This is a genomic window from Bacillus cereus group sp. TH152-1LC, from assembly GCF_027710505.1.
Taxonomy (GTDB): domain Bacteria; phylum Bacillota; class Bacilli; order Bacillales; family Bacillaceae_G; genus Bacillus_A; species Bacillus_A mobilis.
The window spans coordinates 604,012-630,172 of record NZ_JAQFNK010000001.1; the positions used below are offsets into that span (position 1 = coordinate 604,012).

Consider the following 26,161-nt stretch of genomic DNA (forward strand, 5'->3'; position numbering starts at 1 on the left):
ACCAAATAATGTAAAATTGAATTGTTGACAAATTCTGAAAACAATTTATCATATGTAAGAATTAAGAATGGAAAAAATGATGAAGGGTTGGTTTGATATGGCAAAAAATATTGTAGAAGAAAAGAGAGAACAGTACATAAAGGAGATAAAAGAAGTGTATGTGCACTTGGACCAAGCCGCGATAAGCTTTTTCTTGGCAGAGGTTCTTATTAAATTTTTTAATAGGGAGAAAGAATATCTGTCTAATGTGTTTGAAAAGAAGGCTATAAATGATGCGATAAAAATTCTTAATCATAAAATTACAGAAAGGAAATCTATGCTGTTCATTAAGGAAATAGACGGAATAGATAATCGAGAATTTAAAAGTTCGATTAAAAATGTATTAGAAATAATTAGTTATACTGCTGCTGCGCAACTTGGTATTCCAACTGATAATGTGGAGTTCTATAGAGATAGGGCAGATGCATTAAGAGTAGCAGATGAATTATTAACTATTATTTAATTATACATAGCAACATTGACATCGGTAATATATACATAAAAAAGATAATGATAAAAAACAGAAAGTTTAGACATAAAAACTCAGTATTTTTATAACTGAGTTTTTTTTGAATTTAATTCAGAAAAAAATAGGTTGATTTTGATACTTATGTTAATAAAAGCCCATTCCATATCTTTTAATATGGTAATGGGCTTTGTTTCTTAATGTCATTAATCTATGTATGGTAGTAAATTTAATAGGCATAAGAATTGTTGCTATTTTAAACTTAAGGTATGCATCGAAGTGCTTTTTAATCATTTACATTAATTCAGAGAATAATTTAGATAGTAAAGTATCTGATTCTTTTTTTAAATTCCAAATTTCTTCTTTGAAATCTTCACTTTCATTTTCAACTTTTTGATACATTCCAAGGACAATGGCTGAAATTGTTCCTAATTGATTAATAGCGTCGAATTTGTTTAGGTTTGGCGTTATTTTGCCCGATAAACCATCGTTAATGGCTTGTATCTGTTCATTGATTGAATCCTTTAAAATTTGAATATCGATTTGCATGTTAGTTCTCCTTTTTGTTTTGTAGTTCATTATTATGAATTTAAATTGTATGGAAAACAGAAATTACATTAAACATAATTCATAATCACAATAAAAATAATCCCGATAATAAATAAAAGGGGAGAATAATTTGGAATAAGCCTCATAATCTAATGTTTTTTAAATAGAATTATGATTTTACACAATCATCTCATGTTCGTCCTTTTTCGAGAATTCTGTATGGAATTTTTGTAGAGGGGATAAATAAAAATTTTGATTAGAATCAAAATAGAATACTAATAACTCATTCGTTGTTAAGTGTACCCCTTCGCCAATTACATAATATGAATTATTTTTATTATAATGAACAGATTCAAAAGATTCAATTTGTAAGGCTTGTTTCTGAATTTGTTTGGTGATAGAAGCATCTAATATAGTAGTTTCATAAAATTTATCTTTAGGTATCGCAACGAATTCATGTTTATGGTTTCGAGTTAAAACTAATAATTCATCTGTTATAGTATGAATTCCTTCATTTATGTATTGCACGAATTCACCAGTGTAAAAATTAACGTAGTCTACATATGTAATTGAAGGGGTTTTTGACATAGAAACACATCCTTAGAAAAAAATAGAGCATTATATATAAAATAAGCCAAGTAGGGGATAAACCCTGCTTTTTTCTGAATTATATGAGTTTTCATCAAGTGGAAGATGAGTAACGAAAATAAGAAAAGTATATTTTTAACAAAATATACCAAAACGATATACAATGGATAAAAATATTGAGGAGTTGTTTAAATGAAAGATTTTAATATTCAATGTATGTCTGAAGAACAAGAAGAAATGCTATTAAGATTTGCAATGGAAAATGGTATGAAAATTGAAGGAGCAAATGAGTATTATCAAAGAACAAAACTCAAAGAGAGGAGAAGTCAAATAGAAAGAGAGTTAAACATTATAGGTAGAGTTTATACACCAATTTGTAAAAAGGAAGTCCGCAGAGTGCCATATAAGATAACTTTAATAGTTGAACCTAAACGTTTTGTTATGCTTGTGCATGATAAAACAGGGTTTAAAATGGAACTACGTGAACATGGAGAAGTGGCTAGGCTAAAATCAGTATGGATGAATGTAATGAAAAACTTTGTAAAGGAATTAAGAAGAGATGGAATACATGAGCTAATTCTCACATTTATAATTGGTCCAAAAAATGAAAGTAAAAAACATCTTGAAAACGCATCCTAATTATGGGATGTGTTTTTTTAAATGTTCAAGCTGGATTTTTATCACAGTTGTTTGGTAGAATAAACTAAAACTGCTGGAGGGGTGACATCATGTGGAATTATGAAGAAATTATTCCAATAGGTTCTAAGTTTACCATGTTTGATGGTGAATCATTAAAAAATGTAGAAAGTGCATCGTTATTTGAAGCTTTACCTAATAATCTAGGATATGTTCAAGCATTATTTTTATTTGATATGGATAATAATGAAATAGAGTTTTTAAATAAAGGAAATATTTCTTTTAGATATATAAAAGGGGAAGCAGGATTTGTATTAGCTTTAATTCATTTTGAAGGAACAGATTTATTTATTGAGATAGAATTTGACCCAACAACATATAAAGATGATAGAGCTATGCAGCTTATTCAAAGTAATAATAGTATATGTTTTGTCGGAATTGAAAGTACCGACCTACAAGTTAAAGTAAATAGAAATATTGTAATTCCGCTTAAATTGGCGAATATTTGGTCTTCAACATGGGCAACAGCTCTTAATATAAAAGATTTTTCAAGAAAATATAAGAATTGGATTGAAACTTTACAAAATGATTATGATAGCCAGGAACTTTGGTCAATCGCGAAACCAGTTGGAATTATAAAAAATTAACTACTGGGAGGAGATGGAGTGCTAGAAAAGGGTGATATTTGTTACTGGGGAAATAAGAAATATATTTTAATATGGGATTATGGAGATGGGAGTTGTGAGATAAAAGAATATGATGGAATGAATATAAATTTAGTGAAAAAAGAAGAACTAAAAATAGAATTACATACACAAGAATAGTAGCTGCCTTTATAAAGGCAGCTTATTTTATATGAATACAGAAAAATAAAAAGTGCTTAAAATATTGTTTTTTTTCGAAAATCAAGTATAGTTGGTTTGTTTTAAAAGTAGGGGTGATACAATGGACGTTAAATATATTAATGCTGTGTGTAGAGCAACAGAAGGTATTTTCCAAAACTACTTTGGCTTAACTTCGAAACCATTAGCTCCGTATGCGGGGAAATTTGCAGTTGATTCTAGACAAGTTTCTGTGATATTAGGTGTACACGGACAACTGAAAGGTCAAATTATTTGTTCTTTTGAGTTAGACACTGCTAAAAAAATCGTAGGATTAATGATGGGTGGCATTGAAGTTGAAGAAATCGATGATATGGGTTGGAGTGCTATTCAAGAATTCGGAAACTGGATTGCAGGAACATCTGCAACTGAAATTTCAACAGAAGGTGTGATTGTAGATGTTACACCACCGGTTGTTAATGAAGGGAATTCAATTTTCCGTTCACACAACATATTCATTTCTGTTCCAATGCAAAGTGAAATTGGAGTTATAGAGGTTCATATTTCTTTGAAAAAAGACTAGTATAAGATGTCTAATCGATGTATGGTTAGACATTTTTGTAATTGCATACAAAAAACAGAAATACTTAATTAAAAGTATTCCTGTTATTCTTTTTATCTTATGCTTTTTAATGTGCTGCTTCCGCGATTTTTGTATCTTGTAAAGATTTAATAACCTCGTCTTTGTTCATACCTTCCTTGAATGCATTTGCGCTTTCTGGAGAAGTTTTGATTTTTAAATTATATTTTCCGTGAGTTTCGTCAAACCAAAAAGCTGCTTTGATATTTGGATATTTTGATGGGATTTTATTGAATACATCTAATATCCATTGTGCTTTGTCTCCGCCATATTCAACAGAACCGAATTCTCCGATTATTAATGGTTTGGCAAAGAAAGAACGAGAATAGTTCCAATATAAATCTTCATATAAATCTTCGATTGATTGGAAGTCATTCCATTTTGTTTTTCCGAAATTATATGATGTCATTCCAACAAAATCTACATAATTATCTCCTGGATAATAAACAGCTCCTTCGTTCCATTCGAAATATGGAGCAGAAAAATTATTAGGATTCCAAACAAAGTATGCATTTTCAACTTCGTTTTTACGGAAAATATCAGTGATATGCTTAAAGGAAAGCTTATATAAATCAGGGTCATTGTATATGTTTTTATGAGACCAAGCGGACCATTTACCATTCATCTCGTTTCCTAAACGTAAGAATACAGGGGCTTCGGTTTTCTTAATCCCATTTACCCAACTAAGGAAATTTGAATCAAATTCACCATTTAATATTTCCATAGTAACGTTTTGTTGTTCGTCGCTATTCGCTTTTTCAAATAAGAAAGTGACCATAGGTAAACGATTTTCTGCTACTAATTGTTCCACATAGATATCGTAGTCTGAGTTAACCGGCTTATAAAACATCTGAGCACCTATGTGATTTTGTGAAAATGATTCTAATTCTTTAATTTCAAGCGGTTTTGGCATATAAACTCCCATCATAAAATGATTTTTAGGGATATTCAATGTCTTGTTTTTATGCTGTAACATCACATCTGGATTTTTGTTAAAGGCTTTTACTTTTTCGTTTAAATTCATGTCTATAGGTGTAGTCGTTTTAAAATCACTTACTAGTTCTTTCATTTGTTTGTTCGTTTGTTTAAGTAGCTCTTGTTTTGTTTTTACTTGGAATGTATAAACAAGTTTACCTTCAGTAATAAAATAATAACTATAATAATTTAAGTCATTTTTAATTCCTTTGATAAGAGGTCGGTTATAATCTATCTTTCTGATAGAATACCCATTTTGGGACCATTCTGTATCGGAAGTGATGTAAGGTTTTAATGTCTTTATAGTGGAAGAAATAAAACCATCCGAAGAGGTCCAAGCCTTTTTAACATCTTGTACAAAAATATCCACCCTAAAATCTTTTGTGAAGAACCTAGTGTAGGAAGATGCTTGATGGTTATCAACTACCCAATTTGATGGATACGAAAATTGATATCCAAAGAAATGATTCTCGTATTTGTTCTTTTCTTTATTTGGTTTGGTAATGGAATCAATGTTATCTGGATTTAAAGTTTTGCTATTAGCTTCGTTTAGCCACAATACATAATTATCTCCATATAAATCAGCTTTGTGTTTTTCTTCGTTATAAGCCTGAAGCATTTTAGAGATTTTTATCTGTTCTGTGGGTTTGTGTTTGCTATTTTCTGATTGAGGCGTCATAAAATAGATAAGCCCCCCAAATAGACCTAAAAATACAATAATAAGAATAAAATTTTTCACATATCTTCCTCCATAATTAAAAAGGTATTGTTTTGTATTTCGCATGTATATTTTTCAGTTTTCAATTTTTAACCTTGCTTTTTCATAAATCTATATTATTACATAAGTGGAGAATTTCTTTTTTTATAAAAAATTAAGTTATAATTATTTAGGTTTTTGAGGAGCTAGGAGGTGTTGAAGTGAGAATATTATTTGACTTTGACGGCACTTTGTTTGATAGTTATCCAAATATAGTTGAAAACATATACCAGGAGATAGCTGATGAAAGAAAACATATCATACCTAAAGAGGAGGTATATCGATTAGTAAAAGTAAATGCGAAGTTTGCGATGGATATGTTGGAATTTAATGAAGAACAACGAAAAAGAGTATATAGTAAACAGTATGATGTGATTCCTGAACTGAATAAGCCGTTCCCCCATATTGAAAAGGTTTTACAGTATGCAAGTAAGAATGTTATCATGACACACAAATCTGGGGATGCGGTGAGGGAGATACTTGAATTTTATAATATGTCCCATTACTTTGAGGAAATAGTTTCAAAAGATTCCGGATTCCCTAAGAAACCAAATCCAGAATCCTATAAGTATTTACATGAAAAATATCATATAGACTTAGTAATCGGTGATAGGCAATTAGATTTGATTCCAGGAAAGGAATTAGATATTGTAACTTGTTCATACCAGAACCATTTGCCAGCAGCAGATTATTACATTGATGATTATTCTAATTTCCCATTGGTTGTACTGGGGATGAAATATGATGTGAAAAGCCATTCAAAGAAGAAGCCGGAATTAAATGAAAGTTGGTTAAAACAGTATTTTAATGTTGATAGTCAAGAGTATAGAGATATCTTAAAAACTGCGGAAACAACCCAACAAACAGAGATAGCTTTTTTGCACAAGTTAGGATTATCCCCTAAAGTGAAAAGAACAGGGTACTACCCTTTAGATGGAGCTCTGTTTGCTTTAGAACATGGATTCAAAGCTTCTTTGGTAAAAACAATTCTATTGCATAACCGAAATAGGGAGGAAATAGATAGTAATAAAGAGGTAAAAGAAATCATAGATTTATTCGAATCATTCTTAACTCCTTATGTGGAAGAAAAAATTAAGAATTTTAATTGTGATTTCTAAAAAACTTCGCTTTTCTAATATTTGCGAAGTATGTTTATGATAAAATCTGATAAGCAATACCTTTAATGGTATTGCTTTGTTTTTGATTGCTCAATACAGAAAACGAAGGAAAAAATGAAATAAATACAAAATCATAAATAATGAGATATAGAAAGGTAGCGATTATGATGGGGAAAAGAGAAAAGTTTGCAAATATCGCAAAAGAAACGCTTGAAATTGTAAAGAATGGCTTGTATGTAAATGATATGAAAGAGGAAGTAGTTATCGAAGATACGATAAAACGTTCTGTTGCAAATACAATTTTATATACACCTAAAGATACTGATGCGTTATTGACTCAAATAAATACAGACGGAACTAACGAAACTATAATCGAAGTAACAAATGATTCTACCTTAAATGTTGCGAAGAGATTAAGAAGAGAAGGTTTTGATAAAGTTTTAGCATTAAACTTTGCTTCAGCTAGGAATCCAGGCGGCGGTTTTTTAAATGGAAGTTCAGCACAAGAAGAAAGCTTGGCTCGTTCCTCAGCACTTTATGAAACACTCATATCCAAAAGAGAAATGTACGAATATAATCGTAAATTGAAAACGTGCTTGTATTCAGATTACATGATTTATTCACCGAATGTTCCAGTGTTCCGAAATGATGAAGGGAACTTATTGGATGAGCCATATATTGTTTCTTTTGTAACATCTCCAGCAGTAAATGCGGGTATTGTGAGAAGCAAAGAAAGTATGGTGGCACAAAATCAAATTCATCAAGTCATGAAAAAACGAATTGAAAAAATACTTTCTTTAGGAATTCATCATGGTTATGAAACTATTGTATTGGGTGCATTTGGATGTGGTGTGTTTAAAAATAACCCAAAAGATGTAGCCGGTTATTTTAAAGAAGCGATACATAATAATCCGAAGTTACAAAATCAATATAAAAAGATTGTTTTTGCAGTATTAGATTTCTCAGAACAAAAACAAATCCATAATACTTTTAATAATGTTTTAATGAAATGATTGTAAATAAAAAGGAACCATTAACCTGTGAAACTAAGGGAGATATATGGTTTCTTTTTTTATATATTTATATCCATGTTAGAATATGTAAAAAAGGAGAAAAAATTATGAAATTACATATTGATAAAATCCATACGGTAGTTGTACAACAATGGGGGAACGAAGCTGAAATAACGTTTATGTTGAAGCAGTATGTGGGAGTGAGATTCGAGATTAAGGTTAGAGACGGCAAGGCATATAGTTATGGGTGGGAAGCTTGTAAAAAAATAGTTGATGGAATAGAGTGTAATGTAACACCTAGACAAAAAACGTTTTGCGGTAAATATATAGAAAAAAATTCCGAAGCTTTATTCCAATACTTCAAAAATGAATGTCTAGAAACAAAAATGCCTTTGCTTTTAACAGGAGCTTAAATTTATAAAAATAGATGAAAGTATTGAAATAGAAAACAATATAATTAAAAGTGCCGGAAATATATCCGACACTTTTTTCGTTTTAATTTTTAGTTTGATTAATGAACATATACTATGATTCCGTCTTTTTCATATACATCTTTAATTGCGTAATCTCCGTATGCTTTCTCCTGAAATCCATTTTCTAATAAAAATGAACCTACGTTTTCTTTAGGGTAATTAAAAGTAAATTGTTGATTTAATGTTTTTAATACTTCTTTTTGAGTATCGTCATCCCAATCACATTTACCATCGAGCTCGTATTCGGCTATTACAAGACAAGCTAAGCGCTGGTCGCAAAAGTCGCAACATTCTGCTAATGGATTACCATCTTGAATGATAAATCGACCTTTCATTTTTGTATCTGCTGGATTATCAAAAGAAAAAAATATTGCTGAAAATCCTGTAGAATGAGGTTCATTTATTAATATTTCGTAGTCTCCAAAACGGTTTTTATTATTAGCAATAAACTTTTTGAAATCATTTAATTTTGTTTGGATTTGTTCTTCTGATAAATAGTCTTTAGAGTCAACGGGTTTTAATTCGATGTTAAAATTTGATAACAAATCATCGATTGTTGTAGGTAGGTATTGTTTCATGAGTGCACCTCTTTCTAGTTTTCGCTTCATTGTATCATATATAAGGATTTGTTCATAAAATTTTACACATGAGTAACTATGTAATTTTTACGAAATGCTGGATAATCACTAAAAACAATAGGTGGTAATTTCAGGAATCTTAAATTTAGTATATGAAAATATAGATAATTAGTGATAAAATAGGGAAGTTGTGTATCGTATGTGAAAGATGCATTTTTAAAATGAAATCGTTTCTTTTCAAATTTATTTAAAATAGCGGCAGTTCTTGTTAGAAGACCATTATTTTCTTAGTATTTATTAATTTTTTCTAAGTTAGAATTTATACCTGTTCTTTTTTTATTTTCTTTTTTATGAACTCACATTTGATTATACGTAATTTTTACGGTATTATTGATATATAGATGCATACATATAAACAAGAAGGAACAAAATACATTATTTTACGGACTCTTTATCTCCAAAAGAAGAAAAAGAGGATGTTAGTTATTAGAAGATAAATGTAAGGGAGAGTGTTTGTTTGTATTTAATTAATGTTTGTAAGGACTATTTTTCAAAGCCAATAGAAACTATTGGTCCGGTTGTAGAGATTGAAGAGGTTATTAGTATTGTCAAAGGGCTTTATCAAAAACATAAACAAAAAGATTTTACAGGAAGTATAGAAATTCAAAGTGATGAAAGCGAAATTGAATTTCTATATGTTGATGATGTATCTATAGAAGAGGTAGATAAGGTATTAAAACATGTTAAGATGAAGCTTCAATTAAAGAAATGGGAAAAAGCTGAAGATTATCCTGTGATTGATATAGAAAAGAGAAAATCTGCGTATTCGGAATTCCCTTGCTACATTTGGGCACCAAATAAAACATATGAAGAACACGTTGATATAAAGAACATATTTGGTGATAATTGGGCGTTTGATAAAAAAGAAGATAGAGGGAATTATCCTCGAATTACCAAATTATTTTCTATTTTAAAGGGCTTTCTTGAGATAGATGGACCGAATAAAGTACCTCCTGCTCCACTGATAAAAATCAAAGAAATGTATTTTTTAAGTGAAGGAAATCATCGTCTATATATGTCGAAGTTATTAAAGAAAAAAACACTTTATGCAGAAGTTTGTGAATATGATTATGATTCATTCCTTTTACATGCTAATTTAATTACAGTTGGTGAAAGTTATCGTATTGTATACAATAATTCAGTTCACATGGTAACTGAAGAAGAAGCTGCTACATTTAAAAAATTAAAAGAGAATAACTAAATTCAGAAGTTCCAAGAAGATTTAACCATTATTATGTGTTTTTAAATCTTGATGGAGCTTTTTATTTTGCTCATTTTTTCATTACCATACACCTATTTGTGAATGGTAATGGGGTATAAATTGTTTTAAAAATAGAGTCTGTGTAAAAATGAATATTTTCTTATCGGTATAAATATTTTTCTGGATTGATAAATATATTAAGGGAAATTATAATAGATTGATAGGAACAGTTTCAAAATGATAATAACAGGTAAGAAGTCATTTTTTATTTATTTATTTATTGTGTATTATATTTATTAAAAACGATTGGAACAAATGGCTATTATGAAACACAGGTGGAATTCAATATAAATCCAAAAAGAAATAATAGAGAGGGCGAAGTAAAATGAGAGACCCATTGGGCGCTTTTATGAGTAAGATATTGAGACATGAACCAGAGAAGCATGGCATTACAGTGGATGAATACGGGTATTGCAAAATTAAGGATTTAACTATAGCTATAAGTAAACAAAAGCGTTGGTCATTTGTAACTGAACAGGATATTGTAGAAATTGTACATGCTTCTGATAAAAAACGCTATGAAATAGAAGGAGATAAAGTTCGTGCAAGATACGGACATAGTTATCATGTTTTGCATCCTGGAATTAATCGTGAGCTGCCAGAGTTTTTATTTCATGGAACAAATGAGCATGCTTTGAAGAAAATTATGGATGAAAAAGAGGGATTAAGACCCATGAACCGTCAGGATGTGCATTTATCAGAGACGCGGGCTTTTGCAGACCTGGCAGCTAAAAGGAGAAAAAATCCTAAAATGGTGAAAGTGAATACAATTATGGCAAGGGAATTAGGAACAAAATTCACATATGCAGGACATGAAGTGTGGTTAAGCACAAAAATTCCTTGTATATGCTTAGAAGAAATACCGTTTTGAAAAATAAAAAGTGAAAAGCAAGGCGACAAATGGTCTTGCTTTTTCTATTGAGAAAAATATTTGGAAAAGAGAGGTTGTTTACCGTTCAAAAGCAATCATGTATAATTTAATTAAGATGTTATGAAATTATGTATTAAGGGAGCGAATCAGAATGTCATTAGCTTTACTTCATCCGGAAATGAGTTATGAAAGATTTCTAGATGAGTGGATAAAAGAGAAACGAAAAGAAGTAGTGAAATCTACGCTCGCAAGATATGAAAATCGTATAGATGTACATATAAAGAACCAAATAGGGGACTTTGCTATAGAAGAAATCGATAAAGACGTTTTACAGGACTTTGTTGATGAAATGGAAAAGAAAATTCCGAATCAAACTAGCACTATTAAAGATGTTTTTATCGTTATTCGTAGTTCTTTAGAACGGGCGAAGGAAGTAGGAATCATTCCTGAAAATCCGGCAGAAGAGGTATCGGTTCCTAAAGAGAAAAAACAAAGTGAAATGGTGCTTTGGAATAAAAAACAAATAAAAACATACTTGGACGCTTTATATGAGCATCCCAGTTACCTTGCTATGTATCTAGTGCTAAAAGAAGGTTTACAACAAGGAGAAGCTCTAGGACTACAATGGGAAAACGTTAGTTTTCATTACAAACTAGCAAAAATAGTTAAGATATTATCTCATGATGGAAAAGAACTCATGGATAAGACGGAGGACCATAAGAGAAGTTCTAAGGTTAGAAAAATGAAGTTTAGCAGTGAAACGATGGCTGAATTGAAAAAAAGATTGAAGGCTCAGGAAGAATCAAAAATTGATAATCCACTAGATTTAGTTGTTATGACATCTAACGGAACGCCAATTGCACCTAAAAACTTACTTAGGGTTCATTATCGTTACTGTGAACAATTAGGGTTGCCTCGTACATCTTTTGTAGAACTTAGACATAGTTATGCCTTGGCGTCTATTAAAAGGGGGATGAACCCACTTAAGCTAACAGAGAAACTTGGTTTCAATGATATGAGGTACCTGAAAACTTATGAGAATTACCTCACTGCAAAAGAAAAAGAAAAAATTAATGAACTCTCAAGGAGCAACTATGGGAGAAGTATATTTGTTGAGAATGCCTAAGAAAAATTCTTAGGCATTTTTGATTATCATTTCAAGTGATTAGACCCTTTCCTCAAACACGGAATGTTAGGTGGGGGAAGGTGTCAAAAGAAGATGATAACATAACAAAGAAGCTCTTTAAAAATAAGAGCTTCTTATTTATTTCTCATACATTTTTATGATATTTATTGTAAAGGTATTGGTCTTCTTTTATTTTTTGCTCAGTCATACTTTCGATTTCTTTGATTGTATGTGTAGAGTAATCGATAATTGTTAACTCGTCAGCTAAATTTTGATTCTCTATTTTAATTTGTATTTTTTCTAATACGTTTGTTATTTCTTTTTGTATGGCTTTGGCTTCATTTAAATATCCTGGGAAAATTGCTCCGTTGAAATAGGAAGACCAGTTATTGTCTTCGAAGATTGATATGTCTGTAAAAACAAAGATTTTTTCATCATCAGGAAATATTTTTCCGATTCCTAGTTCTGCACATAAATAGCGTCTGTCATTTAAAATGAAATGTAACCTTTTGCAACTCATGGTTAGTTTCGAGTATTCATGTGTTTCTAAACCTTGGAATAATGTTTCTACATTTTTAAATTCTCCAGCGTTAAATTCTTCTAATATCGATTTGTATTGCGTAACGTTCATTTTTGTTTTCTCCTTGAATGATATAAGTCATATTTTAATTGAAAGAACCCCTGCTTAATTTCATTTAAAGTAGGGGCTCTTTCAATAAAATACTATTACTTTTCATTAATTAGTTTTTCTGCAATTTGTACTGCATTTAAAGCAGCACCTTTTAATAAATTATCTGATACTACCCACATATTCAAACCATTTGGATGATATAGGTCTTTTCTAATTCTACCAACAAATGTGTCACCTTGACCGGCAGCATGAATAGGTAATGGATATTCTAGTTTTTCTAGATTGTCTACAACTTTTACGCCTTCTGAATTTGAAAGGATTTCGCGTACATCAGAAAGTTCAAATGGTTTTTCTGTCTCAATGTATACAGATTCTGAATGTCCATGTAATACAGGTACTCGTACACAAGTAGCAGTTACTTCGATAGAGTTATCTCCAAAGATTTTTTGTGTTTCATTAATCATTTTCATTTCTTCTTTTGTGAATCCATTCTCTTCAAATACATCGATTTGAGGTAATACATTGAATGCGATTTGATGAGGATATACTTTTGCTTCAACAGGGAAACCAGATAAAATTTCTTCTGTTTGGTGAGTTAATTCTTCGATTGCTTTGTATCCAGTACCAGAAACAGCTTGGTATGTAGAAACAATGATGCGTTTAATTTTGTATGTATCATGAATTGATTTTAATGCTACTAACATTTGGATTGTAGAGCAGTTAGGGTTCGCAATAATTCCTTTATGTTTTTGAATATCTTGTGGATTAACTTCTGGTACCACTAATGGAACATCAGGATGCATGCGGAAGAAACTTGTATTGTCGATTGCAACAGCACCGCGTTTTGCAGCCTCTGGAGCTAACTTTTCGGATACGCTGCCTCCAGCAGAGAATAATGCAATATCTACGCCCTCGAATGATTCTGGAGTAGCTTCTTCAATTACATATGACTTTCCTTTAAATTCTACAGTGTTTCCAGCAGAACGTTTTGATGCTAAAACTTTTAATGTATTGATTGGGAAGTTTCGTTTTTCTAAGGTTTCTAACATTTTAGTTCCAACGGCTCCTGTTGCTCCAACAACTGCTACATTATATGTTTTTTTCATAAGTGACACTCCTAATGATTGATGTTTGAGTTATTACATAAGGTGAATAACTCGCAAAAACATTGTATCAATTTCAAAAAAGTTTTTCTTAAAAAATCAGAAAAAATTTTAAATTTTTGTTAATATTATTTTTCTTCGTGTATGAAACCTTACAAAGAGTAAGAACAAGAGAGTGAAGTGAGAAAAAATAAAACATAAAAAATTAACAAAAATGGAAATGAACCGTTAAATATACAAGGGAAAGTATATATTTTGTTGAAAACCATTTAAGTCAAAAGGAGGCTTTTTTATGGAAGAGAACCAATTTGTTTCAAAACCAAAGAAGAAAAGAACCCTATTGCGTGTGTTAGCGATAGTAATAGGTCTATTGCTTGTTCTAGGTCTCTCGTTGGGATTTTATGTGTTTAAATGTTTACAACCATACACGAATGTAAAAAAAGAAATCGTGGTAGACATCCCAATGAACTCATCTCTGAAAACCATTTCAGAAGTTTTAGAAAAAGATGGGGTAATTCGGAATTCTAAAGTATTTTATTACTATGCGAGATACCATAAGGAAACGGACCTAAGAGCCGGAAAATATCAACTAAGTTCAGATATGGAATTAGATGAAATCATCAGTAAGATAAAAGAAGGTAAGACTATGGAAGATAAATCAAAGTTTACGATTCCAGAAGGATATACCGCTAGACAAATAGCAGATTTATTAGAGAAAAAAGGATTAACTACAAAAAAAGAATTTATGAAAGCTGTGAACTATGGAAAATATCCGGAAATTTGGTATTTAAAACATGTACCAAATAAACCGCTTGTTAAATATAAGTTAGAAGGATTTTTATTCCCAAAAACATATACAGTGAAAGAAGGAGCGACTGCTGAAGAGATTGTGAAGGTTATGCTAGAGCAAACAGCAGAGGAATTCCCTAAAGAATGGATTAACGAATTAGCGAAAAATCACATTTCATTTTATGATGCTATGATAGTTGCATCTATTGTAGAAAGAGAAGCTGCGTCTGATAATGAAAGAAGCAGAATTGCAGGAGTTTATTATAATAGACTTAAAAAAGGAATGAAGCTTCAAGCAGATGCAACGATTCAGTATGTGATGGATAAACAAAAGTCTCGTTTATTATATAAAGATTTAAAACTAAACACACAATATAATACATACATGTATAAAGGTCTTCCACCAGGACCTATTGCGAATTCAGGTATTGCTTCTATCAAAGCAGCAGTATTCCCTGAAAAACATGACTACTTATATTATGTGACGAAAAAAGATGGTTCTGGTGAACATTATTTTTCAAAAACATACGAACTACATGAACACAATATAAGATTAAGTAAACAGAATCCAAAATAGAAACAAAGGCTTCGAAAAGAAGCCTTTGTTTTTTATTGTTTTAAAAAATATGGAAATCAAATTCAGAATTCGACGTAGGTAAACGAAAGAATTTTAAAAAATAATAATTGGATAATACAAGAAGGGTGGAAGTAAAATGAAAGTACATGATATAACAACACCGATTTTCAAAGGTATGACTGTTTATAAAAACAAAGAAGAGAAACAACCAACATTAAACCGTGTTACAAATGGATACGTAACAGAAACTCGTATTGATATGGACTTACATACTGGAACACATATTGATGCACCACTTCATATGGAGAACAATGGTTCTACATTTGAATCTATTTCTTTAGAAAGTTTAGTAGGAACAGCTAAAGTGTTGGATTTAACAAGTGTGGAGGATGGCATTTCAAAAACGGATTTAGAAAAATTCGACCTGCAAAAAGGAGATTTTGTACTGTTTAAAACAAAAAATTCTTTTACGGAAGAATTTGATTTTAATTTTATTTTCTTAGCAAAAGACGGTGCTGAATATTTAGCAGAAAACGGAGTTAGAGGTGTGGGTATTGATGCGTTAGGGGTAGAACGTAGTCAAGAAGGACACCCAACACATAAAACATTGTTCGCTAATGACGTTATCGTTATAGAGGGGCTACGATTAAAAGAAGTACAGCAAGGTGAATACTTCATGGTAGCGGCACCAATTAAGTTAGTAGGGACAGATGCAGCTCCAGCAAGAGTATTGCTGTTTGAAGGAATGAACAAGTAAAAAATGAGGGGATTCCCCTCATTTTTTTTATTTGTCAGTTGGGTGAAGGAATGGAACGACTTCGTTATCTATTTCATAACAACAACCGTCTTCGCAAGGACATTCTCCCTCTCTGCAACTACGATGGCATTTGCTTTTATGTAAAGCTACCGCAGCAATAGCCGCTGCACCTGCTAATGATAAAGCTACCAATAAACCTTTTTTCACAATATCACCTCCGTCCGCATGCTTTATAAACTATTAGGTAGAAAATGCAACTTTTTGGTCCATTTTTTTAGAAATGACATAAAGTGAATTCTATATAGGGTAGGGATAATTAAGATATGAACAACTATTATTTCATGTAAAACTATCTTTCAGGACTTAGATAAACAAGAAAAATGAAAGAAGTTACTTCAATATGTCTAATTATAAAAAGGATGTTATTTGTAAAAATATTATTTTTACAGGAACTAATTATAATAGGTTTTAGGGAGGTTATTGGAATTGAATAAACCAGTTGTTTTAGGTGTTTCTACTGCAAAGGGTGGAAGTTCTAAAAGTTTTACAGCTATTGTATTAGCTCATTTATTATCAACTTCTTCTGAAAAAGGCTTAAAGAGGGAAGCGAAAAAAGTATTGTTCGTGGATATGGATTTTCAAGGTGATGCAACCGAAAACCTAACAAAAATGGACCAAGATGAATTTGAAGGTCGTTCTGTATTTGAAGCGATTCAAGGAAAAGATGTAAATGAATGCATACATAAAGTAAATGAAAATTTATCGATATTGCCAGCTACTAGTGATTTGGCATTATTAGATAAGTATATATATGAAAAAAATATTAGGCATTCGAGTTTATTGTTAAAAGAAGCTATACATAAGGTAGAAGGTGACTATGATTATATCATCATAGATACAAGTCCATCATTGTCTAAAGGAGTAATTTTATCTTTAGCAGCAACAGAGAAATTAATTATTCCGATGCAAACACAAAAATTTGGATATAGAGCGGTAAGTAAATTTTCAAATACAGTGTTAGAAGTAAATCAAAGTATTAATTCAGACCTTGAGTTATTAGGTATTTTACCTGTTATGGTGGAAACTCAAAAAGGTAGAATGGACATGGAAGTGCTAGAACAAGCGAAAGAGGATTACGGTGATTATATGTTTAGTACAATTATCCGTAGACGCAGTACCTTGAATCGATTAATTAACCATGAGGGTTTTTCAGATAAATATGCAAAGCAACGTGAGTCATTGCAAGATTATTATTCTTTGTATCAAGAGGTGATAGAGCGTGTCCAAAGGGCTTAATAATTTTCAAAAGTTACAGGCATTAAAGAAGGGAGAAACGTCCGCATCTGGTCTTATTGAGGAAAAGCCAAGACCAAAGAAAATGACGTTTGATATAGATAGGGAATTACATGATGTTTTAAAACAATATAATAAGAATACAGGTGTTACATTAGGATTTATGTTGAATGAAGCAGTAAAAGATTATTGTCAGAAAAAAGGCTTAATGGAGTAATATGCAAAAATTAATGTGTCGAAAAGGGTGATTGTTACTTATTTGGCACATTTTATTATTGGAAAATTGGATTTTAGTAAAATTTATTTCTTGAATTTATAAAAAAAATGTCATATTCGGTTTTTTTAAAACTAAATCTATTATAATGATTAGGAAAAAGTCATAGTGAAGAGGTTATGAAAATGGATAAAGTATATAATGATTTATTGAATATATTAGATAGTAATAAAGTTAAAAAAGATGAGCCGTTAAAACGTTACACTTTCACTAAAACAGGTGGAAATGCGGATTATTTTGTTTTACCTACTACGTATAAAGAAGTACAAGACGTAATAAAATATGCAAATCAAAATAATATAGTTTTCACTATTCTAGGTAATGGTTCAAACTTAATTGTTAAAGATGGCGGCATTAGAGGGATTGTTCTGAATTTAACTAAATTAACGGATATTTCTCTGAAAAACAATAAGATAATTGTTCAAAGTGGAGCGACTATTATTGATACTTCTAGGTTTGCATTAGAAAACCATCTAACTGGATTGGAATTTGCTTGTGGTATTCCAGGAACAGTTGGAGGAGCAGTATACATGAATGCAGGAGCATATGGTGGCGAAGTATCACATGCTATTGAAAGTGTAGTAGTTCTAACTAGAGATGGTGAAATTCTGAATTTAAATAGAGATGATTTAGAATTGGAATACAGAAAAAGTGTTATTCCTAAAAAAGGGTATCTTGTATTAGAAGCGACATTTGCTTTGCAAGAAGGCGAATACAATGAAATCAAAGAAAAAATGGATGAATTGACATTTTTACGTGAGTCAAAACAGCCATTAGAATATCCTTCTTGCGGCAGTGTATTTAAACGTCCTCCAGGTATGTTTGCTGGTAAGTTAATTCAAGATAGCGGTTTGCAAGGAAAGCAAATTGGAGGAGCGCAAGTATCTACTAAACATGCTGGATTTATGGTGAATGTAGATAAAGCTACTGCGAGTGATTATGTAAAACTTATCAGATATGTCCAGGAAACAGTAAAAGCTAAATTTGACGTAGAATTAGAAACAGAAGTGAAAATTATCGGTGAAGAATTAGTATCTTAATGATAAACGCCTTTCTTAAGAGAGGCGTTTTTTTGTTTGGTGAATCGACTAAATTATTTTTAAAGTTGATATTAAAAAAGAGCTCGTAAATGAGCTCTAAGTTTGTAATGTGAATATATGTTATTATGCGTGAAAACCTTCTTTACCTTCTGGGCAAGTGCAACGATAATAATCGCCACTAGCATATGTTGCGACATAAATAACGTTATCTGATTCGCCACAAGAACGACAATATACCTCTTTTAAGTAATCAGATGTATCATCTATTTCTACTTCTTTATTTTCTTTACGTTTTAAGATTCCTGTTTTGACAACAACAGAAGCATCCCATACAATGTCTTCTTCGTAATTTTTTAAACCTGATTGCGCTGCGTAAGAATTAACTAAAATTACTAGTTCTCCTTCGCTTTTAGCTTGAAATGGTTTTTCATCTAAAACTTTTCCTTTTGAATCTGTGAAAACAACAGTATAGTTCATATGTTTTCCTCCTCATAATTTTTAATATGAAATGTATTTTTTAATCTGTATAATTTCTACCGCATTGGCAGAAATGACCTAAACAAGGGTGGTCATCGTACATTTCTTTAATTTCTGTGTTACATGTTGGACAAATTTTTCCTGCGGGACACATATCCATTTCTTCAAGTTCCTCAAGTGTAGATTGGAATTCTGATTCTTTTATAGTCATTGTTATTCTCCTTTTTATATATCGTTTTTTATTATTGTATATCGATTTGAATTTTTAGGTTAAAAATAATCAAAAAAGCAAGTCCGATTAAGAGGGACTTGCTTTTTTAATGAATTATAGAAGGTAAAAACCGATGCCCATTATGATATAAGCAGCAAGTAATGTTAAACCTTCAAACCAATTGGAATCTCCGTCGTTGGCAATAGATATAGTTAAGAAAACAGCTGTAACCATTGCAACTAGCTCTTGCCATGAAAATACAAGGGACATTTGTTCAGAAAGGAACATAGAAGCAATAACAAGTACAGGAGCTACGAACATTGCAACTTGTAGTGTAGAACCTACGGCAATTTCCACAGCGACTGACATTTTATTCTTATATGCCATAACGATAGCAGAAGCGTGTTCTGCTGCATTACCAACGATTGCTACAATAACAACCCCGATAAATAATTCTGTCCAACCAAATGTTTGTCCAATTGTATGGAACGTATGTACAAGAGCTTCAGATACGTAAGCAACTACAAGAGTAGTAAGACCAAGAATAGCGATTGCTTTGCCTTTGCTCCATTCTGGTGTTTCCTCTTCGTGTTCTTCGCTAGATTCTTCTTGAACGATATATGAACCTCTATGTGTTACTAACTTAAAGAATAATGCTGCTAAATATAAAGCAATTAAAGTAATGGAAGTCCCCATACTTAACGTGAATGTGTCTTCTTTATTCATGCCTAAAGAAAAAACTTCAGGAATAACAAATGCAACAATTACGGCAAATGTTAATAATACTGCATTATGACGTGCATCAAATACGTTGAAACTTTGTCTCTTATATTTTAATCCACCAATAAAGAATGAAAGACCACCTACAAGAAGTAAGTTCCCAAGGACAGAGCCAGTTAAGGAAGCTAGAACAACTTGTGTCAGTCCCGCTTTTAAAGCGAAAAATGAAATAATGAGTTCTACTGCGTTTCCGAATGTAGCGTTTAATAATCCGCCAATTCGTGGACCACTAATAATTGATAAGGATTCAGTAGCTCGTCCCATGAAACTAGATAGTGCAATAATTGTAAGGCAGTAAATACCAAACATTAGCGTTTGACTCCAGTGAAGTGTATTACCCAATACGGATAATGGTACTCCAACTGCTGCTAATATAGTAAAAATCTTATTAACCATAAAAACACCTCTTCCACTTATTGAAGTTATATAGCTTCAATAAATTCCCTTATTTTTTAAACATTAATTTCGTTCAACTTGTTTTGAGCTTTTTCTACAAGTTGTTGAAACCAATGAGGTGTTCTTTTTATTTTATCGCCTCTAGAAGAATCTAAGGCTTTTGTTCCGGAGAAGTATTTCCAACTAATCTCTCCATTTGTGTTTAGGGGGATGAAAATACAAATCCAATCCATAACGCGTTTATCTTTAAAAAAATATTCAAGACAGTCTTCGTGATTTTGTCTTCCTGCCCATTTACTGTTCATTAGAAAACGAAAATGATTGTGCATAATTTTAGAATCCATAAAAGCCTCCGTAATATTAGTTGATTGCAGAGATAATACCATTTTACGGGGATAGATTGTTTGAATTTAAGATTTTTATTTGTTTTCGCAAAGGAATGTTTTAAAAAAAGAGGAATCAATAAAGAGATTAAATTGGTTTTGTTTGTTTTCCTAGTTTTATTAAAGCCAATTTTGTCTTTCAAAACTTTAAATAATAGGTGTTGTGAAAATGAAAAAGTTTTTATCGGCTTGTATTAGATTTTTTGTTTTCTGTTGTTTTGTGGGAACAATCGCATTATTTTTCACTGCAATAGGACACGAAGTTCGTGTAACGATTGCTGAAATGATTTTATCATCTCAGCATAGGGATTTGGCTAAGTATACATTTCTGCCGCAAGAAGAATTGGATAAGATATTGAAAGGTATCCAAAATCCAAATTATGAAAATAGTACGGCAGAAGGTAAAAATAGACGACACTATAAAGGAAAAGATTTCGAAAATAAAGACCTCGTAGTTAAATTGGAACATATTAAAAAAGAATATAGTCCAACTTCTTATTATGAAGGTGTTATTTTAGAAGTTTCTAATCCATTGAACGTAAAACTAGCAAGTTCTAGCTTAGAAAAACATGGAGAGCAGATTTTTGAAATTGCTGAACGTGAAAATGCCCTCGCTGCAATTAACGCTTCTGGATTCGTTGACCAAAACGGTCATGGAAACGGAGGAAGTTTAACTGGTATTGCAATAGAAGACGGAGAAATTAAAAATAAATATCCAGATGAAAAGGGTTTTGTCGCGGGAATTACGAGACGTGGAGAAATGGTTACTGGTAAATATTCTGGTAATGAACTGTTAGATTTAGGAGTAAAACATGCAGCTGGATTTAAGCCGCAATTAATTGTGAATGGTAAAAAGATGGTTGAAGGTGATGGCGGATGGGGTCTTGGTCCTAGAACAGCCATTGGTCAAAAAGCAGATGGAACCATTATTATGGTTGTTATTGATGGTCGTCAACCATCTAGAAGCATAGGTGCATCTATCAAAGAGGTACAGGACATCCTATATGAACGCGGTGCAATAAATGCGATGTGTATGGATGGAGGTTCTTCTTCTAGTATGTATTTTAATGGTGATAATATTACCATCCCATCATCAAAAAATAACATTCCAAGATACTTGCCAAACATTTGGGCAGTAGTGCCAAAAGAGGGGCAAAAAATAAAAGTGTATGTTGATGGGGAAAAGAAAGCTAACAGCGAATTAAACTATTAATATGAAGGAAGCAGAACAATTTAATTGTTCTGCTTTTTTCTTGCGCTTTTCCGTTTTTGGGTTATTTGTATACAAAAAACGGAAAGGGGAGACCATTCTTCATGGCTTTCTTAGAAATCAATCCGAAGGAAAAAACACAACAAAAGAAAACTGAAGAAAAACAGTTTTCAAAAGAAGAAATTAGAGCGATGGCGGAGAAATGCGTCTCTCCAACTCCATTTTGGAACAAAAGAAGCTGGAATCCTTTTGTTTTTGAAAAAGATGTAGAAACAAATGCACTTACTTTATTTGTATCACCTCATATGTTGATTCGAAGCAGACAAAGAAAGTGTGAGCTTGGCGGAATGTTTCTTGCATTAGAAAAATTATGTCAAACTGTAGATATTACCTCTTATCCTCTCGGTCAAGAATTTAATATCTTTACTTGTGAGGAAGATTTAGTATTTTGTTTTACTACTCAATTGAACCCTGTAAACGGAGAATATCAAATCGTAGGAAATACAGTATTCAAAGGTGTAGATAGTTTCTTTTTCAGAAAGAGTAGTATTATTTTTGAAGCAGAAGTAAATGAATCTAATGAAATTGTTATCAAAAATAGTGTAAAAAGACCATTAAAATGGAATAATAAATATTAATAAGGAGAGAGATTCATAATGAAATTTCAAATCAACGCACAATTAGGAACAAGATTATCCGAACAAGGATTAAAAAATACGCTAATATCTGCATATCCTATTTTTGAAGATATTGAGGATATTGTTTTCATTTATGTGAAAAAATCTAAGGCTTTACTTATGATAGAGAAAAATAAACATATAGAAAACGAGTTTATTATAAGTGAAGTTTTTCAGGGACAACTTATGTTGTCGGATGATATTGATTTAAATGTAATAGATACAACAGATACAAATGAACATGTATTTGTATATTGCTTACATGAAAAAAATCTCTTAATTAAAACAAAAAACGAAATTATAAAACAAGCAAAGGGAGATTTACTGGTTAATACCGGATTTCTAACCCAGCATATAACTGAAATTAAAAATATATAGGCACCTTTTTCAGGTGTCTTTTTTATTTTCAATGATTATATATACTAAGTTGCGTAATTTTAAATTTTGTATGTTCTACTTCTTGATATGAGGTACTGAATATGAATTTTTTAAATGATTATGGAAAAGTGTGGTATATAACATAGGAGGAGGTGATTTTTTTGAATACTAAAATATTAGGAGGAATCGTATTGTGTTCTTTTGGATTATTAGCTATTACTGTATTGGGTACTAGTGATAAACAACCTATCGTGATTGATGGAAAGAATTATTCGCCAGATAATACGATTACAGTTGTTGGTACAGGTAATAGTAAAATGAAGGCAGATACCGGTTATCTATATGCTGATGTAACGGTCGAACATAAAGATTCGAAAGAAGCGCAACAAATGGCTGCGGATACAATGGATGAACTATATAATTCGCTACGTCAAATGGGCATAAATAATAAAGATGTTGAAACAATGAACTATTCGGTAGAAATGGTAAGGGACTACCAAAATCAAAAACCACCATATCCAATCAAAGCTTATCGAGTACAAAATTCCATTAAAATAACAATTGATGATGTGAAGGAAATTAGCGATGTAATTGATAATGTAGCAAATTCACCATACGTTTCAGTTAATAATTTAGCATTTGATTTAGCAGATAAAGAAAAAGCTGAAAATGAAGCGATTGAAAATGCAACAGACAATGCTGAGCAAAAAGCAAAATTGATTGCTAAAAATCTTGGTGTTCATATACAAGGTATTAAATCAGTAGAGATTTTGAAAACAAATAATGGCGGAGATAATGTCAGAATCCCTTATACTTCTGGATTAGAATCAGCTAATAAATCTGTTTCTGCACCGATTTCTGCTCAAAATATCAAAACAGCTACATCGGTAGAGGTTAAATTCTTAGTGGATTAATCGTGATAAAATATAAAAAAGTCAAATTCATAATTTGAATTAATTATGAATTTGACTTTTTTTACTATTATTTTTAATTTAGCTTTATAATTATTAAAACCAAAGGAGGAATTCTTATGTATTCTGTGCAGATAATACATGTAAAAGAGTTTGTAAAAAGCGCAAAAAAGAAAGTAGAAGGTTTTGATAAGTACGATATAGGAAGCCTAAAAGAAATATTGAGACTGGCAATTGATGAATTTAAAATAAATGCAAAAATTGAATTCGATGAAGAAGAGGAGTATGAATATATCAAACTTTTCAGAATAGAGGATGAATCATTATTAGATAAGGTTCTTGAATTAGCAGTCAATGATGGAGAAGAATGTTCAATTTCATATGTTTTTGAAGGAAATATACTAAGAGAATATTAATAAATGGAGGAAATACAAATGAAAAAAATGACACTAGAAGATTTACAACCAGGAACAGAGATAGTAGCAATTGAGGCTTATTATTCAGGATTAATGGGTAATGTATCCCATGTATTATCGGGAGATGAGAAAGAAACAGAAAATGAAGGGGACGAAATTGTTGTTGATTTGGAAGAAGTAGAGGATATGGAAAAGAAATATCCTGAATTAAATGGAACCGGTGTGGAACAACTCGTTATGGGTATAGAAGATATTGCGATTATACTAGAGGATGGAACGGCATTAGATTACAAGGGGAATATCTATCTTCCTCAAGACCTAATTAGATAATATAAAAAAGAAGGGGTGTGTGAATTTTATATTTGCCATTCCTTTTTGTATTAAATAAGTAAGGATTAAAAAAAGCTAGTTCATTGACTAGCTTCTTCACTATATTGTTTTAAATCGTCGAACATTAATATGCGCAATTTATCATATTCTAAAATCTGTTCGAACTTCTGTAAAAGTTGCTTTTCTTCATCATTTTTATTTGCTTTTTGCTCTAGTTCTTTTTTTATTGTAACAATATCTAAATACTCTCCGCCTTCCAATTGTTTTATGTCTTCTAGCATGATTCCTCCAAAAAAGTATCTCACACTTAGAAATCCATCGTTTGTAAAGAAAATAAAATATTCGTTGTATCTGTTGTTTCTTCCGGCAGCATCGATGAATGTAAAGTCGAACCCAGTGTCATATATTTCTTCAGCTGTATACCCTTTGTTGATTTCAGCTATACAGTTTTCTTTAAAATACTCAATGAATTCACTTAGAGTTAAATCGATTTTTTTAAACATTGTCGTTTTGCTCCTTTTCACTTTTTTTCAATGTTAATTATACCTTGAATCCAAATAATGAGATTAAAAAATGTTAATTCTCTTTGTAGTGTTTTAATTATGGATTATAAATTGAGAAAACTACTTCAACAAAAAAGGATATATAAAAGGGAGAAAATTATGGCAAATAAGCAAAAAATACACAAAAAAATAGCATTTTTAGAATATCAGTGTAGAATGTTTGAAATCATTATTTAAAAATAGGGGTGTGAAATGATGCAAAATGATTACCATGATTTCATTGCATTAGTTAAAAAGAAGACAGGAATCGACTTGGCTCAATATAAAGAATCGCAAATGAAAAGAAGATTAGAAAGCCTTCGTGACAAAAGAGGATACAAAAACTTTAAAGAATATTATGATGCTATTTCAAAAGAGAGAGAGCTTCTTGATGAATTTTTAGATAGAATTACAATAAATGTTACAGAGTTTTATCGAAACTATAAGAGATGGGAAGTATTAGAGAAACAAATCATTCCTAACTTATTGAAATCCGGAAGAAAATTAAAAATTTGGAGTGCAGCATGTTCAACAGGGGAAGAGCCATATACGCTTGCAATGGTTTTTTCTAAATTTATGCCGTTATCTCAAATTTCTATTTTGGCTACAGATATTGATTCTAATGTAATTGAAAGAGCTAAAGTAGGGTTTTATCCTGAACGTTCGATGGTGGAAGTGCCAGAAGAAATGAAGAAGAAGTATTTCACAAAGGATGGCTCAGGTTATAAAATAAATGATGAAGTAAAGAGAACGGTGACATTTAAGAAACATAATTTACTAGAAGATACGTATCCTTCGGAATATGATTTAATTGTATGCAGAAATGTACTTATCTATTTTACGGAAGAAGCAAAAGATAGTATTTTTACTAAGTTTAGCAAATCATTAAGAAGAGATGGTATTTTATTTGTAGGCAGCACTGAACAAATCTTTAGTCCTGCAAAATATGAATTTGATACAGAAGAAACCTTTTTTTACCGTAAAAAATAAACCCATCAATATTTTGATGGGTTTT

General features: G+C 31.2%; 35 protein-coding genes. 23 read left to right on the forward strand and 12 right to left on the reverse strand.

Going from position 1 to position 26,161, the window contains the following annotated elements:
• The first annotated feature begins 97 nt into the window (after positions 1 to 97).
• The gene (locus PDL00_RS03060) at positions 98 to 502 is read left to right on the forward strand and encodes a hypothetical protein (RefSeq protein WP_270726283.1); all 405 of its coding nucleotides are present in this window, start codon (positions 98 to 100) and stop codon (positions 500 to 502) included.
• A 297-nt stretch (positions 503 to 799) separates the two neighbouring features.
• Here PDL00_RS03060 and PDL00_RS03065 read toward each other — a convergent pair whose 3' ends face one another.
• Together PDL00_RS03065 and PDL00_RS03070 are read right to left on the reverse strand one after the other, a co-directional pair.
• A complete protein-coding gene (locus PDL00_RS03065) occupies positions 800 to 1,054 on the reverse strand; it encodes a hypothetical protein (protein ID WP_270726285.1) in 255 nt (84 codons plus the stop codon).
• A gap of 177 nt (positions 1,055 to 1,231) precedes the next feature.
• On the reverse strand, positions 1,232 to 1,642 hold the full coding sequence (locus PDL00_RS03070; RefSeq protein ID WP_270726287.1) for a hypothetical protein: 411 nt from the start codon (positions 1,640 to 1,642) through the stop codon (positions 1,232 to 1,234).
• 192 nt (positions 1,643 to 1,834) lie between these two features.
• Between PDL00_RS03070 and PDL00_RS03075 the strand changes: the two genes are divergently transcribed.
• The 4 genes from PDL00_RS03075 (at position 1,835) to PDL00_RS03090 (ending at position 3,682) form a co-directional block, all read left to right on the forward strand.
• The gene (locus PDL00_RS03075; protein ID WP_270726288.1) at positions 1,835 to 2,281 is read left to right on the forward strand and encodes a hypothetical protein; all 447 of its coding nucleotides are present in this window, start codon (positions 1,835 to 1,837) and stop codon (positions 2,279 to 2,281) included.
• A gap of 89 nt (positions 2,282 to 2,370) precedes the next feature.
• Entirely contained in the window at positions 2,371 to 2,925 is a 555-nt protein-coding gene (locus tag PDL00_RS03080; RefSeq protein WP_270726289.1) for a hypothetical protein, read from the forward strand.
• 18 nt (positions 2,926 to 2,943) lie between these two features.
• Positions 2,944 to 3,102 carry a hypothetical protein gene (locus PDL00_RS03085; protein ID WP_170953226.1) on the forward strand — a complete coding sequence of 53 codons (159 nt, stop codon included), beginning with the start codon at positions 2,944 to 2,946 and terminating at the stop codon, positions 3,100 to 3,102.
• 121 nt (positions 3,103 to 3,223) lie between these two features.
• On the forward strand, positions 3,224 to 3,682 hold the full coding sequence (locus tag PDL00_RS03090; RefSeq protein ID WP_098006245.1) for a chemotaxis protein CheX: 459 nt from the start codon (positions 3,224 to 3,226) through the stop codon (positions 3,680 to 3,682).
• A gap of 106 nt (positions 3,683 to 3,788) precedes the next feature.
• On the opposite strand, the gene PDL00_RS03095 is transcribed toward PDL00_RS03090, so the two are convergent.
• On the reverse strand, positions 3,789 to 5,453 hold the full coding sequence (locus PDL00_RS03095) for a glycoside hydrolase family 26 protein (RefSeq protein WP_270726291.1): 1,665 nt from the start codon (positions 5,451 to 5,453) through the stop codon (positions 3,789 to 3,791).
• A gap of 179 nt (positions 5,454 to 5,632) precedes the next feature.
• Between PDL00_RS03095 and PDL00_RS03100 the strand changes: the two genes are divergently transcribed.
• The 3 genes from PDL00_RS03100 to PDL00_RS03110 all read left to right on the forward strand — a co-directional run bounded on the left by PDL00_RS03100 (position 5,633) and on the right by PDL00_RS03110 (position 8,015).
• Positions 5,633 to 6,589 carry an HAD-IA family hydrolase gene (locus PDL00_RS03100; protein ID WP_270726292.1) on the forward strand — a complete coding sequence of 319 codons (957 nt, stop codon included), beginning with the start codon at positions 5,633 to 5,635 and terminating at the stop codon, positions 6,587 to 6,589.
• Positions 6,590 to 6,756: 167 nt separating this feature from the next.
• Positions 6,757 to 7,602, forward strand: coding sequence for a TIGR02452 family protein (locus PDL00_RS03105; RefSeq protein WP_270726293.1), 846 nt, complete (start codon positions 6,757 to 6,759; stop codon positions 7,600 to 7,602).
• A 107-nt stretch (positions 7,603 to 7,709) separates the two neighbouring features.
• Positions 7,710 to 8,015, forward strand: a complete 306-nt coding sequence (locus PDL00_RS03110) for a hypothetical protein (protein WP_270726294.1) — start codon at positions 7,710 to 7,712, stop codon at positions 8,013 to 8,015.
• Between the two features lie 98 nt (positions 8,016 to 8,113).
• On the opposite strand, the gene PDL00_RS03115 is transcribed toward PDL00_RS03110, so the two are convergent.
• On the reverse strand, positions 8,114 to 8,653 hold the full coding sequence (locus PDL00_RS03115) for a hypothetical protein (RefSeq protein WP_270726295.1): 540 nt from the start codon (positions 8,651 to 8,653) through the stop codon (positions 8,114 to 8,116).
• Between the two features lie 517 nt (positions 8,654 to 9,170).
• Here PDL00_RS03115 and PDL00_RS03120 point away from each other — a divergent pair.
• The 3 genes from PDL00_RS03120 (at position 9,171) to PDL00_RS03130 (ending at position 11,971) form a co-directional block, all read left to right on the forward strand.
• Complete coding sequence (locus PDL00_RS03120) at positions 9,171 to 9,914, forward strand: hypothetical protein (RefSeq protein WP_270726297.1); 744 nt, start codon at positions 9,171 to 9,173, stop codon at positions 9,912 to 9,914.
• Between the two features lie 385 nt (positions 9,915 to 10,299).
• On the forward strand, positions 10,300 to 10,845 hold the full coding sequence (locus tag PDL00_RS03125) for an RNA 2'-phosphotransferase (protein WP_270726298.1): 546 nt from the start codon (positions 10,300 to 10,302) through the stop codon (positions 10,843 to 10,845).
• Between the two features lie 151 nt (positions 10,846 to 10,996).
• Positions 10,997 to 11,971 (forward strand): tyrosine-type recombinase/integrase, encoded by a 975-nt coding sequence (locus tag PDL00_RS03130; RefSeq protein ID WP_270726300.1) that lies wholly within the window; start codon positions 10,997 to 10,999, stop codon positions 11,969 to 11,971.
• A 145-nt stretch (positions 11,972 to 12,116) separates the two neighbouring features.
• Here the strand turns inward: PDL00_RS03130 and PDL00_RS03135 are convergent, their stop codons facing one another.
• Together PDL00_RS03135 and PDL00_RS03140 are read right to left on the reverse strand one after the other, a co-directional pair.
• Positions 12,117 to 12,602: a hypothetical protein gene (locus PDL00_RS03135; protein ID WP_270726301.1), complete on the reverse strand. Its 486-nt coding sequence runs from the start codon at positions 12,600 to 12,602 to the stop codon at positions 12,117 to 12,119.
• A 95-nt stretch (positions 12,603 to 12,697) separates the two neighbouring features.
• Positions 12,698 to 13,708, reverse strand: coding sequence for an aspartate-semialdehyde dehydrogenase (locus PDL00_RS03140; RefSeq protein ID WP_270726302.1), 1,011 nt, complete (start codon positions 13,706 to 13,708; stop codon positions 12,698 to 12,700).
• Between the two features lie 289 nt (positions 13,709 to 13,997).
• Between PDL00_RS03140 and mltG the strand changes: the two genes are divergently transcribed.
• Together mltG and PDL00_RS03150 are read left to right on the forward strand one after the other, a co-directional pair.
• The gene (gene mltG / locus PDL00_RS03145) at positions 13,998 to 15,071 is read left to right on the forward strand and encodes an endolytic transglycosylase MltG (RefSeq protein WP_270726304.1); all 1,074 of its coding nucleotides are present in this window, start codon (positions 13,998 to 14,000) and stop codon (positions 15,069 to 15,071) included.
• A gap of 136 nt (positions 15,072 to 15,207) precedes the next feature.
• Positions 15,208 to 15,828 carry a cyclase family protein gene (locus PDL00_RS03150; protein WP_270726306.1) on the forward strand — a complete coding sequence of 207 codons (621 nt, stop codon included), beginning with the start codon at positions 15,208 to 15,210 and terminating at the stop codon, positions 15,826 to 15,828.
• Between the two features lie 27 nt (positions 15,829 to 15,855).
• On the opposite strand, the gene PDL00_RS03155 is transcribed toward PDL00_RS03150, so the two are convergent.
• Positions 15,856 to 16,035 carry a hypothetical protein gene (locus tag PDL00_RS03155; RefSeq protein ID WP_098007026.1) on the reverse strand — a complete coding sequence of 60 codons (180 nt, stop codon included), beginning with the start codon at positions 16,033 to 16,035 and terminating at the stop codon, positions 15,856 to 15,858.
• A 279-nt stretch (positions 16,036 to 16,314) separates the two neighbouring features.
• On the opposite strand from PDL00_RS03155, the gene PDL00_RS03160 reads away from it, so the two are divergent.
• The 3 genes from PDL00_RS03160 to murB all read left to right on the forward strand — a co-directional run bounded on the left by PDL00_RS03160 (position 16,315) and on the right by murB (position 18,435).
• Positions 16,315 to 17,124, forward strand: coding sequence for a ParA family protein (locus PDL00_RS03160; protein ID WP_270726308.1), 810 nt, complete (start codon positions 16,315 to 16,317; stop codon positions 17,122 to 17,124).
• Positions 17,108 to 17,338, forward strand: a complete 231-nt coding sequence (locus PDL00_RS03165; RefSeq protein ID WP_098007028.1) for a hypothetical protein — start codon at positions 17,108 to 17,110, stop codon at positions 17,336 to 17,338. The genes PDL00_RS03160 and PDL00_RS03165 overlap by 17 nt, the downstream gene beginning before the upstream one ends.
• A gap of 176 nt (positions 17,339 to 17,514) precedes the next feature.
• Positions 17,515 to 18,435, forward strand: a complete 921-nt coding sequence (gene murB / locus PDL00_RS03170; protein WP_270726311.1) for a UDP-N-acetylmuramate dehydrogenase — start codon at positions 17,515 to 17,517, stop codon at positions 18,433 to 18,435.
• A 123-nt stretch (positions 18,436 to 18,558) separates the two neighbouring features.
• On the opposite strand, the gene PDL00_RS03175 is transcribed toward murB, so the two are convergent.
• The 4 genes from PDL00_RS03175 to PDL00_RS03190 all read right to left on the reverse strand — a co-directional run bounded on the left by PDL00_RS03175 (position 18,559) and on the right by PDL00_RS03190 (position 20,643).
• The gene (locus tag PDL00_RS03175; protein ID WP_270726314.1) at positions 18,559 to 18,912 is read right to left on the reverse strand and encodes a hypothetical protein; all 354 of its coding nucleotides are present in this window, start codon (positions 18,910 to 18,912) and stop codon (positions 18,559 to 18,561) included.
• A 40-nt stretch (positions 18,913 to 18,952) separates the two neighbouring features.
• Positions 18,953 to 19,123 carry a hypothetical protein gene (locus PDL00_RS03180; protein ID WP_270726316.1) on the reverse strand — a complete coding sequence of 57 codons (171 nt, stop codon included), beginning with the start codon at positions 19,121 to 19,123 and terminating at the stop codon, positions 18,953 to 18,955.
• A 114-nt stretch (positions 19,124 to 19,237) separates the two neighbouring features.
• Positions 19,238 to 20,299, reverse strand: a complete 1,062-nt coding sequence (cax, locus tag PDL00_RS03185; RefSeq protein ID WP_098007469.1) for a calcium/proton exchanger — start codon at positions 20,297 to 20,299, stop codon at positions 19,238 to 19,240.
• 56 nt (positions 20,300 to 20,355) lie between these two features.
• Entirely contained in the window at positions 20,356 to 20,643 is a 288-nt protein-coding gene (locus PDL00_RS03190) for a hypothetical protein (RefSeq protein WP_270726320.1), read from the reverse strand.
• Positions 20,644 to 20,851: 208 nt separating this feature from the next.
• On the opposite strand from PDL00_RS03190, the gene PDL00_RS03195 reads away from it, so the two are divergent.
• The 6 genes from PDL00_RS03195 (at position 20,852) to PDL00_RS03220 (ending at position 24,604) form a co-directional block, all read left to right on the forward strand.
• Positions 20,852 to 21,895 carry a phosphodiester glycosidase family protein gene (locus tag PDL00_RS03195; protein ID WP_098007347.1) on the forward strand — a complete coding sequence of 348 codons (1,044 nt, stop codon included), beginning with the start codon at positions 20,852 to 20,854 and terminating at the stop codon, positions 21,893 to 21,895.
• Positions 21,896 to 21,996: 101 nt separating this feature from the next.
• Positions 21,997 to 22,530 (forward strand): hypothetical protein, encoded by a 534-nt coding sequence (locus tag PDL00_RS03200; protein WP_270726324.1) that lies wholly within the window; start codon positions 21,997 to 21,999, stop codon positions 22,528 to 22,530.
• Between the two features lie 18 nt (positions 22,531 to 22,548).
• On the forward strand, positions 22,549 to 22,947 hold the full coding sequence (locus tag PDL00_RS03205; protein WP_270726326.1) for a hypothetical protein: 399 nt from the start codon (positions 22,549 to 22,551) through the stop codon (positions 22,945 to 22,947).
• A gap of 161 nt (positions 22,948 to 23,108) precedes the next feature.
• A complete protein-coding gene (locus PDL00_RS03210; protein ID WP_270726329.1) occupies positions 23,109 to 23,861 on the forward strand; it encodes an SIMPL domain-containing protein in 753 nt (250 codons plus the stop codon).
• A 116-nt stretch (positions 23,862 to 23,977) separates the two neighbouring features.
• Complete coding sequence (locus PDL00_RS03215; RefSeq protein WP_270726331.1) at positions 23,978 to 24,274, forward strand: DUF6407 family protein; 297 nt, start codon at positions 23,978 to 23,980, stop codon at positions 24,272 to 24,274.
• Positions 24,275 to 24,292: 18 nt separating this feature from the next.
• Complete coding sequence (locus PDL00_RS03220) at positions 24,293 to 24,604, forward strand: hypothetical protein (protein ID WP_270726334.1); 312 nt, start codon at positions 24,293 to 24,295, stop codon at positions 24,602 to 24,604.
• A gap of 80 nt (positions 24,605 to 24,684) precedes the next feature.
• Here PDL00_RS03220 and PDL00_RS03225 read toward each other — a convergent pair whose 3' ends face one another.
• Entirely contained in the window at positions 24,685 to 25,107 is a 423-nt protein-coding gene (locus tag PDL00_RS03225) for a hypothetical protein (protein WP_270726337.1), read from the reverse strand.
• Positions 25,108 to 25,362: 255 nt separating this feature from the next.
• Between PDL00_RS03225 and PDL00_RS03230 the strand changes: the two genes are divergently transcribed.
• A complete protein-coding gene (locus PDL00_RS03230; protein ID WP_270727813.1) occupies positions 25,363 to 26,136 on the forward strand; it encodes a CheR family methyltransferase in 774 nt (257 codons plus the stop codon).
• The last annotated feature ends 25 nt before the right edge of the window (positions 26,137 to 26,161 follow it).

Excerpts from the sequence above, each read along its gene's own strand:
- PDL00_RS03060 (WP_270726283.1), top strand. The coding sequence starts at position 98 with ATGGCAAAAAATATTGTAGAAGAAAAGAGAGAACAGTACATAAAGGAG.
- PDL00_RS03065 (WP_270726285.1), bottom strand. The coding sequence starts at position 1,054 with ATGCAAATCGATATTCAAATTTTAAAGGATTCAATCAATGAACAGATA.
- PDL00_RS03070 (WP_270726287.1), bottom strand. The coding sequence starts at position 1,642 with ATGTCAAAAACCCCTTCAATTACATATGTAGACTACGTTAATTTTTAC.
- PDL00_RS03075 (WP_270726288.1), top strand. The coding sequence starts at position 1,835 with ATGAAAGATTTTAATATTCAATGTATGTCTGAAGAACAAGAAGAAATG.
- PDL00_RS03080 (WP_270726289.1), top strand. The coding sequence starts at position 2,371 with ATGTGGAATTATGAAGAAATTATTCCAATAGGTTCTAAGTTTACCATG.
- PDL00_RS03090 (WP_098006245.1), top strand. The coding sequence starts at position 3,224 with ATGGACGTTAAATATATTAATGCTGTGTGTAGAGCAACAGAAGGTATT.
- PDL00_RS03105 (WP_270726293.1), top strand. The coding sequence starts at position 6,757 with ATGGGGAAAAGAGAAAAGTTTGCAAATATCGCAAAAGAAACGCTTGAA.
- PDL00_RS03110 (WP_270726294.1), top strand. The coding sequence starts at position 7,710 with ATGAAATTACATATTGATAAAATCCATACGGTAGTTGTACAACAATGG.
- PDL00_RS03115 (WP_270726295.1), bottom strand. The coding sequence starts at position 8,653 with ATGAAACAATACCTACCTACAACAATCGATGATTTGTTATCAAATTTT.
- PDL00_RS03125 (WP_270726298.1), top strand. The coding sequence starts at position 10,300 with ATGAGAGACCCATTGGGCGCTTTTATGAGTAAGATATTGAGACATGAA.
- PDL00_RS03130 (WP_270726300.1), top strand. The coding sequence starts at position 10,997 with ATGTCATTAGCTTTACTTCATCCGGAAATGAGTTATGAAAGATTTCTA.
- PDL00_RS03135 (WP_270726301.1), bottom strand. The coding sequence starts at position 12,602 with ATGAACGTTACGCAATACAAATCGATATTAGAAGAATTTAACGCTGGA.
- PDL00_RS03140 (WP_270726302.1), bottom strand. The coding sequence starts at position 13,708 with ATGAAAAAAACATATAATGTAGCAGTTGTTGGAGCAACAGGAGCCGTT.
- mltG (WP_270726304.1), top strand. The coding sequence starts at position 13,998 with ATGGAAGAGAACCAATTTGTTTCAAAACCAAAGAAGAAAAGAACCCTA.
- PDL00_RS03150 (WP_270726306.1), top strand. The coding sequence starts at position 15,208 with ATGAAAGTACATGATATAACAACACCGATTTTCAAAGGTATGACTGTT.
- murB (WP_270726311.1), top strand. The coding sequence starts at position 17,515 with ATGAAAATGGATAAAGTATATAATGATTTATTGAATATATTAGATAGT.
- PDL00_RS03175 (WP_270726314.1), bottom strand. The coding sequence starts at position 18,912 with ATGAACTATACTGTTGTTTTCACAGATTCAAAAGGAAAAGTTTTAGAT.
- PDL00_RS03180 (WP_270726316.1), bottom strand. The coding sequence starts at position 19,123 with ATGACTATAAAAGAATCAGAATTCCAATCTACACTTGAGGAACTTGAA.
- cax (WP_098007469.1), bottom strand. The coding sequence starts at position 20,299 with ATGGTTAATAAGATTTTTACTATATTAGCAGCAGTTGGAGTACCATTA.
- PDL00_RS03190 (WP_270726320.1), bottom strand. The coding sequence starts at position 20,643 with ATGGATTCTAAAATTATGCACAATCATTTTCGTTTTCTAATGAACAGT.
- PDL00_RS03195 (WP_098007347.1), top strand. The coding sequence starts at position 20,852 with ATGAAAAAGTTTTTATCGGCTTGTATTAGATTTTTTGTTTTCTGTTGT.
- PDL00_RS03200 (WP_270726324.1), top strand. The coding sequence starts at position 21,997 with ATGGCTTTCTTAGAAATCAATCCGAAGGAAAAAACACAACAAAAGAAA.
- PDL00_RS03205 (WP_270726326.1), top strand. The coding sequence starts at position 22,549 with ATGAAATTTCAAATCAACGCACAATTAGGAACAAGATTATCCGAACAA.
- PDL00_RS03215 (WP_270726331.1), top strand. The coding sequence starts at position 23,978 with ATGTATTCTGTGCAGATAATACATGTAAAAGAGTTTGTAAAAAGCGCA.
- PDL00_RS03220 (WP_270726334.1), top strand. The coding sequence starts at position 24,293 with ATGAAAAAAATGACACTAGAAGATTTACAACCAGGAACAGAGATAGTA.
- PDL00_RS03225 (WP_270726337.1), bottom strand. The coding sequence starts at position 25,107 with ATGTTTAAAAAAATCGATTTAACTCTAAGTGAATTCATTGAGTATTTT.
- PDL00_RS03230 (WP_270727813.1), top strand. The coding sequence starts at position 25,363 with ATGCAAAATGATTACCATGATTTCATTGCATTAGTTAAAAAGAAGACA.